Here is a 13261-nt window from a genome sequence, read left to right on the forward strand (position 1 = left end):
GTCGACTCTGGCAGCAACAGCTTCGATAGATTCGGCGAACGTGGGTTCAGTCGGCCGCGGTGCGGCAAGTCAGCCTCAGGATTGGGAGGCCACGGATACGAGCGCGGGCCGGTTCCGATCGTCACGACTGTCGCCATTCCTGGTGACCGTGGCGGCAGTTTCTGGCGGATGACCTTCTTGTCGGCGCGGAGCTTTGCCCAATAGCCTCGGTCCGGTACGGGAATGTCAGCCTTGGCACAGCACTTTTTCAGCCACACATCGGAGACACCCATGCGCTGAGCAATCGTGCGCACCGGCTCTGTCCAAACAAGATCGTAAAGTGCCTCACGGGAAATGGTAGTCAATCCAATCCTCTCGGTCGGTCCGACTCCACTGTACTCATTGAGTATTGCGAAGGCGCGACGCCTTCGGTCTTGCTTCGGTGTTCGATGGAGCGGATGGATGGATGGGACGGTCAATGTATAGGTGTCGGAGTGCGAAAGCGGTGATGACGTGATGAACGGAAACGATGAAATTCCTGACAGGGCTTGCCTGGAGCTCCTGGAGGACAGCCTTGCCGTGGTCGAGCTGTCAGCTCGAGATAGCGCCATGTTTGTGGGTGCTCTCCTCGAACCGAATCGGTAAACGCGCGCACTTGCAGGACACCGTTCGTCGTTATCGCGAGATCAGGGGATATGAGGAGCGAGAGCTCTTGGGAGGGCTGCTATACGCTAAAGCGTATTTATAAGTTTTATACGCTAGAAGGTATGCATATTTTTATCCTCTAAGGCGTATATTGACATTTATCCTCTAGGGCGTATATAGCATGCCAGAGAGGTAATCCGTGGATCAGATCGCCCGAACGCCTAAGCAAATCGGAGATGCCATCCGCCGACAACGCCGCAAGCTTGGTCTGAACCAGACCAGCATCAAGGACAAGACAAAGCTACGGCAGGCAACGATCTCGGCCGTCGAGAATGGCGCGCCCGGGACTCAGCTCGGAACGCTTTGCGACATTCTCGCAGCGCTCGACCTGGAGTTCGTTATCCGTCCTAGGACAAAGGCAAAGCCGGCTGAGATCGAGGACATCTTTTGATGGCCCGCCCGCGGCGGCATATCCCGCTCAACGTCTTCTTGAACGGCCGTCTTGTCGGGCGCCTCAACAGGCAATCCAGCGGCGCAATCGACTTTCAGTACGATCCGTCCTGGCTTGCCTGGGAGCATGCGCTGCCCGTGTCGCTATCTCTGCCTCTGCGTGAGGACCGCTATATCGGTGCCCCTGTCGTCGCCGTCTTCGACAACCTCCTGCCCGACAGCACGCCCATCCGCCGCCGCATGGCGGAGCGCGTCCACGCTCAGGGCATAGACGCTTACGACCTACTCGCTGCTGTCGGACGGGACTGCGTCGGCGCATTGCAATTCTTGCCGGACGGCATCGAACCTGGCGCCGCCGGCGCTGTCGACGGCAAACCCGTTGACGACAAGGAAATCGCCCGGCTTCTCGGCGACCTTGCATCGGCCCCCCTTGGGCTTGGTGAGGACGAGGACTTTCGGATCTCGATCGCCGGCGCCCAGGAAAAGACCGCACTCCTGTTCTGGAAAGGGCGTTGGTACAAGCCGCTGGCGACTACGGCCACGACGCACATCCTCAAACCGCAGATTGGCCGACTGCCAAACGGCATCGATCTTTCCTACAGCGTCGAGAATGAGTTCTTCTGCCTCAAGCTGACAGCCGCTCTTGGACTTCCGAGCGCCGCCATCGCCATCGAGGAGTTTGAAGGCAACCGCGTGCTCGTGGTCGAGCGGTTCGACCGCCGCTGGACCGGTGACAATCGTCTCCTGCGTTTGCCCCAGGAGGATTGCTGCCAGGCCTGGTCCGTGCCGCCGTCCTTGAAATACGAATCCGATGGCGGGCCCGGCATTCCGGCTATTCTCAATCTGCTGAAGGGAAGCGATCAGCCGGAGGCAGATCAAACGACGTTTCTGAAGGCCGCAATTGCCTTCTGGCTGCTCGGTGCCACGGATGGTCACGCCAAGAATTTCAGCGTTTTTCTCTCTCCGGGCGGCCGCTTCCGCATGACCCCGCTCTACGATGTGATCTCAGCGCAGCCCAGCCTCGACGCAGGCCAGATCAACCGTAACAAGATGAAGCTGGCCATGGCGGTCGGCGACAGCCGCCACTACGTCGTCGACGGCGTCATGCCTCGCCATTTTGTTCAGACCGCCGCTAAGGCAGGGATTGGCGCGGGACTCGTGACCACGATCTTCGATGAGCTGCGTACGCAGGCGCCAGTAGCAGTCGAACAGGTCACCGCGTCGCTCCCGAAAGCATTTCCTGCCGAAGTCGCTGACAGCATCTGCAATGGGATCAAGGCTCGTCTGCGAAGGTTGGAGGAAGCGTGATGCCAAAGATCGATGTGCGACCAACTAATCGGAGCCGGGGGGGCATCTCTGCCTATTGCCACAATGGACCAGCAGGATTGATCATGGTCCGCCTCTTCGTCGGTGTTACGGACTGTTGATTTCCGTCGAGAAGTGACCCGGGATTTCCATTGATAGTTCTCGATGGAAAAATGCCCTCCGACTGGGTCACTTCTCTTATCAGTGGAAATCGACATCTTGGGACGATGTATTCTCCGACAGACCTCGTTTTCCTGAATGGGACCACCCATCCAACCGGCCAGCTCTCGTTGAGTTCGAGCAGGTGTATGTCTTCCGGGGCACCGCACCACGCCGCAGTTTCCGCGACACCAAGGTTCAGCGGCTGGAGTTATGGCCAGCGACATAGCTGTAGGCCTTGCAGTACTTGCTGCGGCGAAAACTGAAGAACGGCTCAGGCGGGAGGTAGAGCAGCGGAGGATTGAGGAAGAGCGTCGTCGTCGCGAACTCGCTGCGCGCGTCAAACATATTGAGGATCGCCGCACCAACGGACTGAGCGCGCTTCTCTCTCCGGACTTGATGAACTGGACCGACTACGTCGTCTCATCACCATGCTTACCGAAGAGGTTTCGGCCGAACCGAGCCCCAGATTGTTGGCGTTTCTGGCTTGAACCATAGAGCACTTGGCGCAGCGCGAGGCTCGCCTATCCCCGCGGGCGATCGAGGATCGTTTCGAGGCGGAGCGTCTATTTGGTGACGATGACGATCACGGCTTCACGCCCTCGCGGTGGTAGGTTGGCGAGAGCGAGGAAGTCTCGATAGGTTATCGATGGCGCGGCAAGCGAGGGCCTATGCTTTTGGCCGCAGGCGGGTCGCCTGGCGCTTTGTCGCGCCGCGGGACTGGCAGAGTTTGATGCAACGCGTAACATCGTCTCTCGATTTCTTCCTGCTGGGCCGGTGGAAGATCGGCCATGACTTCGTCGATCGTGCGAAGCATGCGGATTGCTTTCGTTGAAGTGCCGGGAGGTGGATACGAATTAGCCCGGCGACTTCTTGGGATCGGCAGCACGCGGATAAGTCCACTCTTCTTGAAATTGACCGTCGACTTTCTGGATCTTGACCGATCCTCCGTCCTTGCCGACAGCCTTCTCGAGGGCGCCGCCTTTGGTCGCAGGCTGGCAGCTTGCCGGGCGCCGTCTGGCGGACGAGCGACGGCGCCGCATTTGCCGCGGCCTTCCAGCGCCATTCGAAGCCGTCATGCGTCAGGCGGCCGAGGGGCTCGCCATGCCAGGCCACGATCCGCTCAAGCGCCGCCTTGTTCGCGGCGGGCTTGCCGACCGCCGAGCGTGTCGTCAGGTAGCGCTCGGCGCCCTCGCCCTCGCGATACCATCCGTTCTCGCGAGCCAAAGCCCAGAGCGCGTCCGCCGCCGCTTGTGGTGATCCAAACTCCTCGACCAGCCGCGCAGCCATGTCCGCGCGAAGCTCGTCGGTGATGGCACTGGCGTGCTCGCTTCGGAGGCGGAAAGCTTCCAGGAACCGCTGGCGCGGCGACGACCCCTCGATCCTGATCTCGCCCTGATCGTCGCCTACGATTGCAGGCGCCGTCGATGGATGTGCCGGCGCCTCGTTCTGGACGATTTCGAGAGTACGAATCCGGTTGCGCTGATTGCGACGTCCGCTGAGGAAAAGCCGACCGTAAGAGGTCGGCCGCAGGAGTGCGGCTGAGGCGGACGAGAGATAAGCGGCCGGGTAGAGATAATGTGCGATGCGCACGGCGTGGGCCAAGACCGCCGTGTCGACATCGGCATTGGCCTGGGCATAGACCCCGCGGACGAGCTGAATTAGCTCGCCTGCCGACGCTTGGGCATGGGCGCGCCGCCTGTCAATGTTCTCACCGACCAGGAGGATCGTCACAGACTTCCCCGCATTTCAGATGCGCGAAAGTCAGACCACCCCGAACCGGTCGGTTCAGGCGACCAGCCGTGTCCGATAGGCCTCAAGCCGCGCAAATCGATCCTGCAGATGAGTGCGATAGTGGATCAGAAGATCGTCTGGACCGGCGAACTCGCCAAGCACCCTTTCCGTCTCGACCATCGCCTGATCGAAGGTGAGGCAGCCCGAACCGTCGCCTGTCATCTGATCTATCAAGTAGCGCTCGACCTCCAATCGAGCAGGCTCGGGGAGAACCGAGCGCGCTTCGAAATAGATCAACCGGAGCCCGAACCAGCGCAGTCGCTCGTCCTCCATACCCTGGACGATCACGAAGCGGTCCTCCCATCGCGCATCGTGGAACGCGGCAATGCGTGCCTCGTCAGCAGGGCCGGGAAAGCCGTTATAGATGCGCTCTTCGATGTGCGGAGACAAAGCGTAGGGCTCGCGTGCGGCCGTGTAAGCAGCCACAAGCCGCGCGCGCAGACCGGTGTCCGTCTTCATGCGACGGGCCTGGTCTTGGCGCCGATCGAACCGCCATCCAGCATATGCTCGGGAGCGTCGTAGAACGCCGTCAGCGTGGGCGCGGCATTGATCCTGAAGCGACGGATCGGACTCGGCTTGTGCGTCAGATGAACTTGCAGTTCGAGGTCGCTCATCGCGGCAAGCCGGCCGATGTCTTCGTTGAGACTCAAGCAAAGCCGGCCATTGGCTTGATCGGATCCCTGCCGATGCAGACGAGTATGATAGGCTTGGCCGCCGAAAACCTCGGTCAACACGAAGCCGTCTTCGGCCTCAACGAAATCCGCGACGGCGGTCTTGTTTGAGAAGCGCACGAAGCGCTGCCACAACTCCGGAGACCTTTGATAGACCAATCGACACAGTTCGAGCGTCGCAAGCACATCGGACATCGCGTCGTGTGCCCGAGCGTGGGCGACGCCATTCGCCGCCGCCAGCTGTTGCAAGCGAAATGTCCGCCGCCCTTCTTCGCTGACCGGCACAACCAGCTGCGCAGGCGATACGGCATCGGCGGCTTCACCAGACTGAGCGCATCGGCACGGCAGTTGCGATGATTACTCGTCAGATACGCCGGATACAGGCACTGGAAGAGCGCGTGGCGCAGCATCTCCTCGTCGAAGCGGATGGAGTTGAAGCCGACGAAAACCGCCGGGCTCCAGGAAATCAGCGTCCGGCGGATATCTCCTACCATGGCGTAGTGCGACGGCAGGCTGGAACCGGTCAGCCACTCGATCGGCAAGGCGCCGGTGCGGCTGGACGATGTGCTGATCATTGCACGCTACAACGCGCAGGTTTTCGAGCTGCAAGAGCGCGTTCCTGGCGTTCGCATCGGCACGTAGACAAGTTTCAATGGCAAGAGGCGCCGATCGTCATCTACTCCATGACGTCGAGCCATTCCGATGCGCGGCGGGCATGGAGTTCCTACACAGTGCGAACCGGCTCAATGTTGCGACCTCTCAGGCCAAGTGTATTTTGCGTTATTGTCGCTTCGCCTCACTTGTTCGAAGCTGAATGTCGGACACCACGCCAGATACAGCTCGCCATGCTTCTGTCGTATTTGGAGCTGTCGACTCCGTTTTTTGTCCACGATCGAGCCTACGACCTTCCCGAGACTGCCGGCGACTTTAGGCCATTCCTCACGATTTAGACGTCGATTTAGCACCGTGAGTGGTTCTAAAGACCGTGCCTCCGCTGTCAGTCCTCAATCTGCTGGAACATATTCGCGAGACCGTTAAGCATCCGGACGATTTCCTTTGCCTTTGATTCACACAAGTTAATTGACTGGCTCCCGCTTAGATTCGATCATCCACCGGTTGGGCAGGTCGGCTTCATCAAGGACAGTTGTTGAGGCCCAGAGGAGCTGGCCCGATTACCGAAGCGGCGGCTCGGCAAGCAATGGAACGAGGAGGGCCTTAGCATCCTCCAAGAGTGCCGGGGTCGATTCTTGGAATACATCACAGGAATTAAATTAAAGCATAGGCCCATGCGCGGGCATACAGTTGTGCCAGCGACTATGTCCGGTACCATGCTTATGCGGTCCATTCGCGTGGTTGCCGCTAGGGGCAGCTCACGCGCGCCCGACAAAAAGCCTAAACTAGGCCCCAGCTGGACCCCCTCGCTGGGGCATTTTCTTTGGAAATTTAGAGCCCATCCCGGTAATTTATACGGGCGGTAGCAAGTGGAGCTTTGTACAATTCGCGTACCAGCGCAGCAACCCCATCGATAACCTTGCGGAGGTCAACTGATGGCTGGCCAAGTATACCTTCGAGGGGATGCCGAACGTGCCGCCCGGATCAGCCGCTGCAACTGCGCCTCGCCTACGTCCACGCCGGCGCGCACGATCCACCTCGCTACTAGCAATTTCGATCACCGCGCCTGACACAGATGCCACCACACTCGCGCAACTCGAGTGCCGGGAGCGACAATGCTGCTCGCCCAAGCATTGCAGCGCCACGCGAATAGCAGCGCCGGGTGAATGCCGATCCGCCGGGCAATCGCCGACACGCTCGCGCGAAGCTCCAGCGCCTCTGTCGCGACTTGCGGCCCTACGTCCGACCAGCGTCGGCGAAGCTGCCGCGGCGCTTTCTCAAGACGGTCGGCGACCGCTTCGATCATATGGAAGGTTCTAGTTCCAGAACTAAGGACGCAGACTAGAAGCTCACATCCGCTCACAAACTCAGCGGCCGATCGCCGATCGCTCACCCACTCCGCCAGACGGGGGCTCTTTGCCGCTTACGTTGTTTCTAAGAATTTGACGTCTTCATGGTCCGCTCGACCTCCTCGGCCAGTGTCCGGTGATGTGCCGCGAGCTTAGCGAACAAGGCCTTCTTCGCCGCGTTGGTCGCGAGCTTGCTGATTAGTTCGCACTCTTCCGCCTCGACACGAAGCTTCTCCAAATGCGCCTTCATGTCCTTCATTTGAGGTTCCCCCAATGATGGAGTTACTTGAAGAAGGGCGCCTGCCGCACGTCAATATCCTTAATCTTCCCCCGAAAAAAATGTACAGGGTTAAGCTGCTTTTAGCTCCATCTCGATCGGGCTGATAAAGCCGACGGTGGAGTGACGACGAGTCCGAGTTGTAGAAGCCTCGATATAGGCAAGATATCCCGTGTGGCTTCTGCCCGTGTTGCATAGTGCCTGTGGTGGACGAGCTCCGTCTTGAGCGTTTGAAAGTAGCTCTCCATCGGAGCATTGTCATAGCAGTCGCCCTTGCGGCTCATCGACGCCCTGAGGCCGGCGGATTGCATCAGCTTGCGGTAGTGCGCCGAGGCACATTGAACGCTGCGGATCGGAATGGTGGATCAGGCCGGCACTTGGCCGCTGCGCCGAGATCGCCATCCGCAAGGCCGCCGCACGACATCAAATAAGATTCGCAAGGCGGTGGACATTCTCGTTGCCAAAGAGCAAATTGAGTAAGCCACTCAGAAAGCCAAGGGCGACATGGGTTGGGCCTCTTTTTAAAGCGAAAACCGGGTATCGCGACATCACCTCCGAAGGCCTGCTGCGCGCGATTCAGGGATTATTTCGCAAATAAACTTAGGTTGTCGCCGCAAATCTCGACGCCAGTTATGTTGCTCAAAAATCTGGAGAGCAACGACGCTCCCGCTTTCAAACCAAGGAGCGCGTCATGACGAAAAATCGAAATCGAGCGAAGCAAACAACATCACTCCAAGACCGCTTGGCTGCGTTTGCCAGTGAGCTGGCTCGCAGAGCGGCCACCATGCCGGCAGGTATTGAGCGGGACAGCCTGCTCAAGCGAGCTCGCACAGCGGAGATTGCCGCAGACATTGACGATTGGGTCTCCTCGGCGGGACTTCAACCGCCGACCCCATAGGGCTTGGAGTGTCTCCTCCTCCAAGTTCTCGAAGGGCCCCCTATCCGGCGGGGGCCCTTCCGCTTTAGGAACGAACGCCTTTTGCTCAGCATTCTAACAGCATGAGTGAGAGCGTACATGTTGTCGTTGAAAACGCGGTCCAGATCGCTTGGGAATTCCTTGAGCGCAGCGGCGAGATAACCAACGGCTACGAGACAAGCCAATTCCTCGTCATGACGGTCGGCAAAATGGCCTTGGCCGGCGAACGGCGTCAGCTTATGCTCGCCAACCGAGCGATTGACGCTTACCAAAAAAGCGAACCTAAGGCCGCATGAACCCGATGAACACGTTCGCCTCCAAAGTGCCTTGTCGCGTGCACAATGGCCCCAACGATCAGTTAATTGATTGGGAGCCGCTATATCATGATTATGGCGTCAAGCAGGAGGAGGGTGTCGTCGCCTGGGACGGGCTGCTCTGGGATGGCTATGCCGATTCCCTACCAGCATCCAGGCGGTCACTGAGCCGGCCTCATCTGCGGCATCCCTTGCTCGCGCTCGATCTCATCAGACCGAGAATGTGCATTGGGAAAAACGCGATATTGAAGCCAAAAAAGGCGAGCCAGAAGTTCCAGCGGCCGAGCCGCTCGCTCAGCATCCTTCCCCAGATCTTGGGAGACCAGTAGTAGACCGCTCCGATAAGTGGGAAAACGGCGCCGCCGATCAGAACATAATGGAAGTGAGCGACGACGAAGTAAGTGTCATGGACCTGGGTGTCGATCGGGACCGACGCCACCATGATGCCGGACAGGCCGCCAATCACGAAGATCACGATGAATCCGAGCACGAACAGCAGTGGCGTCCGATACACCGGGCGGCCATCCCACAACGTCGCGATCCAACAGAATATCTGCAGGCCGCTTGGCACGGCGATCAACATGCTTGACGCAGTGAAGAGACCGGCCCCGAGCTGGGGCAGTCCGGTCACGAATATGTGGTGAACCCAAAGCCCGAACGACAGAAATCCCGTTGCGATCAGAGAGAGAACGATCACGGGATAGCCGATTACGGGTCTGCGCGGGAAGGTGGCGAGAATCATCGACACCATGCCCGTTGCCGGAATGAAGATGATGTAGACCTCCGGATGCCCGAAGAACCAGAACAAATGCTGCCACAGCAGCACATTGCCACCTGAAGAGGGGTCATAGAAGTGGGTACTAACCAGGCGATCAAGTATGAGCGAGGTGGATGCGACCATGATCGATGGCATTGCAAACATTACCAGGACAGCGGTAATCAGCATCGCCCAAACGAACAGCGGGATACGGTCAAGCGTCATTCCGGGAGCGCGCTGCTTGAAGACCGTGACGATGAGCTCGACGGCAACGGCAAGCGCTGCGACTTCCGTGAAGGTGATCATCTGGGCCCAGACGTCCGCATGCTTGGTTGGGGTGAACTGCAGGCTGGAGAGGGGTATGTAGGCGAACCAGCCGACGTCGGGCCCGACGTTGAAGAAGAAGGAGATCCAAAGGAATAAGCCACCGAACAAGAACATCCAGTAGCTGAAGGCGTTGAGGCGCGGGAAAGCAATGTTGCGGGTGCCGATCATCAGCGGCACCAGGTAGACCGCGAAGGCTTCCATCACCGGAACGGCGAACAGGAACATCATCGTCGAGCCGTGCATCGTGAAGACCTGATTGTACAGATCTGGCGAAAGCAGACGCTGCTCGGCACCGGCCAGCTGGATACGCATCAGGATCGCGAGGACTCCGCCGAGGACCAGGAAGGCGAATGCCGTCACGATGTAGCGGCGTCCGATGATCTTGTGATCCACCGACATCAGCGCGCCGATCAGTCCCGATGGCGTCCGCCAGATGCTCTGCAGCCGCGCTGCAAGTTGCAGCCCGTGGAGGTTGTCGTCGCGTATTTCTCTTTGCTCGGCGGCCATGCTCACTTGAGCTGCTCCAGATACTGAATGATCGCGATCAGCTCTCCCGATTGCAGCGGCATTCTCGGCATTAGATTGCCGGGTTTGATGTGTTGCGGATCGGCAATCCAAGCTCCCAGCGTCGCCGCTGTTTGCGGCAACGTGCCGGCCGCAATCGTCGTTCGGCTTCCGACATGGGTGAGGTCAGGACCCAATTGGCCGCCTGCCAGGGTGCCGCGAACGGTGTGACATAGCGCGCATCCGCGGCTGCGAAACAGCTCTTCTCCCTGTTTGGCTAGCGCGTCAGTCGGGCTGGTTGCGCTCTGGTTTTCGTGTTCGCGCCAACGCTCGAATTCCTCGGGCCGGAGCGCGATTGCCGCAAACGCCATATGGGCGTGTTGCAAGCCGCAGAATTCCGCGCAATGGCCGCGATAGATGCCAGGATTCTTGGCTGTAAACTGAATTTCGTTGGTTTGCCCGGTGATCAGGTCCATCTTGCCGGTGAGGCTTGGAACCCAGAAGCTGTGGATGACGTCAGCGGATTCGAGCTCCACCTTGACCGGCTTGCCAACCGGAATGCGGATTTCATTTGCCGTGGCGAAGCTGTTATGCGGGCTGTCGGCCTCGTAGTGAACTTCCCACCACCATTGATGGCCGACCATCCTGAGCGTCAGGGCGTCCGGATCCCTAGCAAACAGCGTGCGCTGGCCGGCATAGCTCACGAAGGATAGGACGAGCACGATCAACGTGGTGGCAGCGCCAAGCCCGAGAATGATTTGCCCGGCTCGTGTCTCGAAAGGAATACGAAGTTCGAGCGGCGCGTCTACTGTGCGTATTCGGCGCAGCAGGCCAACACTGAGCACGACCACGACGCAGGTCCAGACGATCCCGGACACCGCAAGAAATACGATGAACGTGACGGATCTGCTCCGATTGAAGTGCATATTTCACTGATGGTGAGCAGCGATTTCGCGCGATCATGAGCGCCGAATTCAGACGATCGTGAGCAGCCCGCTCCGGCCGAGGCGGTGATAGAGTCAGCGTTCTGGCTGCGCGTCAAGGGTGATGGTTTTGGCGTTGCGTTTTCGCATGCTTTCGCCGGCCAGCTGGAGGCGGTGAGCGTTATGGACGAGGCGATCGAGGACGGCGTCGGCGTAGGTTGGGTCTCCGATAACTTCGTGCCATGTGTCCACAGGGAGTTGGCTAGTTACGATGGTGGAGGCGCGGCCATGGCGGTCCTCGAGGACTTCGAGTAGATCGCGCCGCTCGGCGGCGGTGAGCACCGACAATCCCCAATCGTCCAAAATCAGAAGCTGGGCGCGGCCAAGGGTTTTGAGCAGGCGGGCATAACGTCCATCGCCCCGCGCGAGCGCCAACGCTTCGAACAATCTTGGGACGCGATGATAGAGAACCGAGCGATTGTCGCGGCAGGCCTTGTGGCCGAGGGCACAGGCTAACCAACTTTTGCCCAATCCGGTCGCTCCGGTTATGAGCAAATTCTCGTGGCGATCGATCCAGTCGCCGCTGACGAGCTTGGCGAAGACGGCCCGGTCGATACCCCGCGGCGTGCGCAAATCGACGTCCTCCACGCAGGCATTCTGGCGGAGCGCGGCCAGCTTGAGGCGCGTGGTGAGCCGCCTGGTGTCGCGTTCCGCGGCTTCCCGGTCGACCAGCAGGCCGATGCGATCTTCGAACGGCAAGGCTTCGAGATCAGGTGATCGGCGCTGCTCCTCGAAGGCCTTGGCCATGCCGCTCAAGCCGAGCTCGATCAGGCGTTCGTGGGTGGATGGTTGAGCATACAGGTCTCCTTGGCTTTAGTGGAAATAATCCCGGCCGCGGATGTTGCCGTGGCGCAGGGGTTGGGGTTCGGAGGGCTCGTCGAGAAAGGTGCGATCCAGGCCGTTCTGGAGGATGGAGCGGATCGAGGCGAGGGATCGAGCCTTGATCAGAATGCCGCGCCGGCAGGCCGCGTCGACGCGCTCGGCGCTGTAGCTTTTGGCCAGCGACAGAATGCCGAGGCAGGTGCGAAAGCCTTGCTCGGGATGCGGCCGGGCCGCGATCACGGCCTGGAAGAAGGCGGCGGTCGACGGACCGATCCGCTCGCCGGCGGCGATCACTCCGGCGGGCGTCCATTGGCCGTAGCGCCGATGGGCGCTGGGCATGTGGTCGGTGATGGTGGTGTGGCCCCGCCGGTTGGGCGCGCGAGCGTGGCTGGCGATCCTGCGGCCGTTGTGGAAGATCTCGACCGTCCTGTCGTCAATGCGCGCATCGACGAGCTCACGGATGAGCCGATACGGCGTGGAATACCAGTGTCCGTCGATCTCGATATGATAGTCGGGGCCGACCCGACAGCGCTTCCAGTGCGCGAAAGCGTTCTTGGTTGCTCGGGCCGAACCTCCGGCTCCTACAATGGTTCCTATATGAGGACCGCTCGGCTTGTGGTCAGACTGGCCAACCCTTCGCTGCAACGACGATTGCTATATCCGCCGCAGCCAACAGCAGGAGCACGATCCGATCAGATGCCTGGTTTGGGGAAAGCCGCCCCTGGCGAACCCCCCGAATGCCCATTGGCAACGATAGGCGAAACCGATGCCAACGGCGGACTGCCGAACAATTGCTCGGCCGTTTCGGCGGCAGTGCTTGGGAGCGGTGTGAGGCGTCGGCAATATTGCGACCATTCAGTTTCCGAGCCAGCCGGACTTCAATTGGCGGAATCCGCGGTCCGGGTTTTTGACTTGCTTCGCACCTCTCTAAACGATTTCTGACAGATCAAATGTCCCGCTCGGTCGTTCCGATCCTTGACCAAGGTCAAGGAATATTATCTTGGTAGAATGAATGAGGGACGGCATGAAAGCGTGGTATGATCCGCGATCACCGGCCAAGGCACAGTCCGCGGGCGCCGGTGGCCGAGAGACCGAGCGCGCTCCCGCCTGCATCAAGGACGGAGGCGCCGCCATGGTTGGTCCGCTTCGATCACCCTTTCACGATATGCAGCTTCGCCATCTGGAGCTGGCTGAAAGACATGTAGCTCAAGGCGAACGACGCATCGCTGAACAAGAGCAACGGATTGGAAGGATGGCCAACCGGGGCCAGAACGTAACGGACGCTAGAAAGATACTGGATAGCTTCAACGCAAGTCAGGCGCTGTTTGTTCAGCACCGAGACGAGATCCGCAAAGCACTCGGAGAGTAAGGCCAGTCCAGTCGGCGACTGTCTATAT

Annotated in this window: 11 protein-coding genes and 3 pseudogenes; 4 read left to right on the plus strand and 10 right to left on the minus strand. The window is 59.7% G+C overall.

From position 1 onward, the window contains the following. Positions 1-823: 823 nt before the first annotated feature. Positions 824-1075 (plus strand): helix-turn-helix domain-containing protein, encoded by a 252-nt coding sequence (locus ACVMB1_RS01590; protein ID WP_069275780.1) that lies wholly within the window; start codon positions 824-826, stop codon positions 1073-1075. Next, complete coding sequence (locus ACVMB1_RS01595; protein WP_069275779.1) at positions 1075-2382, plus strand: type II toxin-antitoxin system HipA family toxin; 1308 nt, start codon at positions 1075-1077, stop codon at positions 2380-2382. The genes ACVMB1_RS01590 and ACVMB1_RS01595 overlap by 1 nt, the downstream gene beginning before the upstream one ends. Positions 2383-2736: 354 nt before the next feature. On the opposite strand, the gene ACVMB1_RS01600 is transcribed toward ACVMB1_RS01595, so the two are convergent. From ACVMB1_RS01600 to ACVMB1_RS01625, 6 genes are all read right to left on the minus strand, one after another. Beyond that, a complete protein-coding gene (locus ACVMB1_RS01600; protein WP_176731264.1) occupies positions 2737-2886 on the minus strand; it encodes a hypothetical protein in 150 nt (49 codons plus the stop codon). A gap of 321 nt (positions 2887-3207) precedes the next feature. Further along, positions 3208-4272 (minus strand): hypothetical protein, encoded by a 1065-nt coding sequence (locus ACVMB1_RS01605; protein WP_210185735.1) that lies wholly within the window; start codon positions 4270-4272, stop codon positions 3208-3210. A 54-nt stretch (positions 4273-4326) separates the two neighbouring features. Beyond that, positions 4327-4791 carry a hypothetical protein gene (locus ACVMB1_RS01610; protein ID WP_245313730.1) on the minus strand — a complete coding sequence of 155 codons (465 nt, stop codon included), beginning with the start codon at positions 4789-4791 and terminating at the stop codon, positions 4327-4329. Continuing rightward, positions 4788-5252, minus strand: coding sequence for a hypothetical protein (locus ACVMB1_RS01615; RefSeq protein WP_245313729.1), 465 nt, complete (start codon positions 5250-5252; stop codon positions 4788-4790). The genes ACVMB1_RS01610 and ACVMB1_RS01615 overlap by 4 nt, the downstream gene beginning before the upstream one ends. 1420 nt (positions 5253-6672) lie before the next feature. After that, complete coding sequence (locus ACVMB1_RS01620; protein WP_081334944.1) at positions 6673-6921, minus strand: transposase; 249 nt, start codon at positions 6919-6921, stop codon at positions 6673-6675. A gap of 128 nt (positions 6922-7049) precedes the next feature. Further along, a complete protein-coding gene (locus ACVMB1_RS01625) occupies positions 7050-7223 on the minus strand; it encodes a hypothetical protein (protein ID WP_176731263.1) in 174 nt (57 codons plus the stop codon). 1017 nt (positions 7224-8240) lie between these two features. On the opposite strand from ACVMB1_RS01625, the gene ACVMB1_RS01630 reads away from it, so the two are divergent. Further along, positions 8241-8453, plus strand: a complete 213-nt coding sequence (locus ACVMB1_RS01630) for a hypothetical protein (RefSeq protein ID WP_456848156.1) — start codon at positions 8241-8243, stop codon at positions 8451-8453. A 226-nt stretch (positions 8454-8679) separates the two neighbouring features. On the opposite strand, the pseudogene ACVMB1_RS01635 reads toward ACVMB1_RS01630, so the two are convergent. The 4 genes and pseudogenes from ACVMB1_RS01635 to ACVMB1_RS01650 all read right to left on the minus strand — a co-directional run. Continuing rightward, positions 8680-10062: pseudogene (locus ACVMB1_RS01635) on the minus strand (cbb3-type cytochrome c oxidase subunit I); the annotation flags it as partial. A gap of 2 nt (positions 10063-10064) precedes the next feature. Further along, positions 10065-10910 (minus strand): cytochrome c oxidase subunit II, encoded by an 846-nt coding sequence (coxB, locus tag ACVMB1_RS01640; protein WP_245313728.1) that lies wholly within the window; start codon positions 10908-10910, stop codon positions 10065-10067. A 168-nt stretch (positions 10911-11078) separates the two neighbouring features. Continuing rightward, positions 11079-11839 (minus strand): annotated as a pseudogene (gene istB / locus ACVMB1_RS01645) (IS21-like element helper ATPase IstB). Between the two features lie 16 nt (positions 11840-11855). Continuing rightward, positions 11856-12413: pseudogene (locus ACVMB1_RS01650) on the minus strand (Mu transposase domain-containing protein); the annotation flags it as partial. A gap of 475 nt (positions 12414-12888) precedes the next feature. Here ACVMB1_RS01650 and ACVMB1_RS01655 point away from each other — a divergent pair. Continuing rightward, entirely contained in the window at positions 12889-13233 is a 345-nt protein-coding gene (locus tag ACVMB1_RS01655) for a hypothetical protein (RefSeq protein WP_245313727.1), read from the plus strand. Positions 13234-13261: the final 28 nt, after the last annotated feature.

The organism is Bradyrhizobium sp. USDA 4504, from assembly GCF_054063995.1.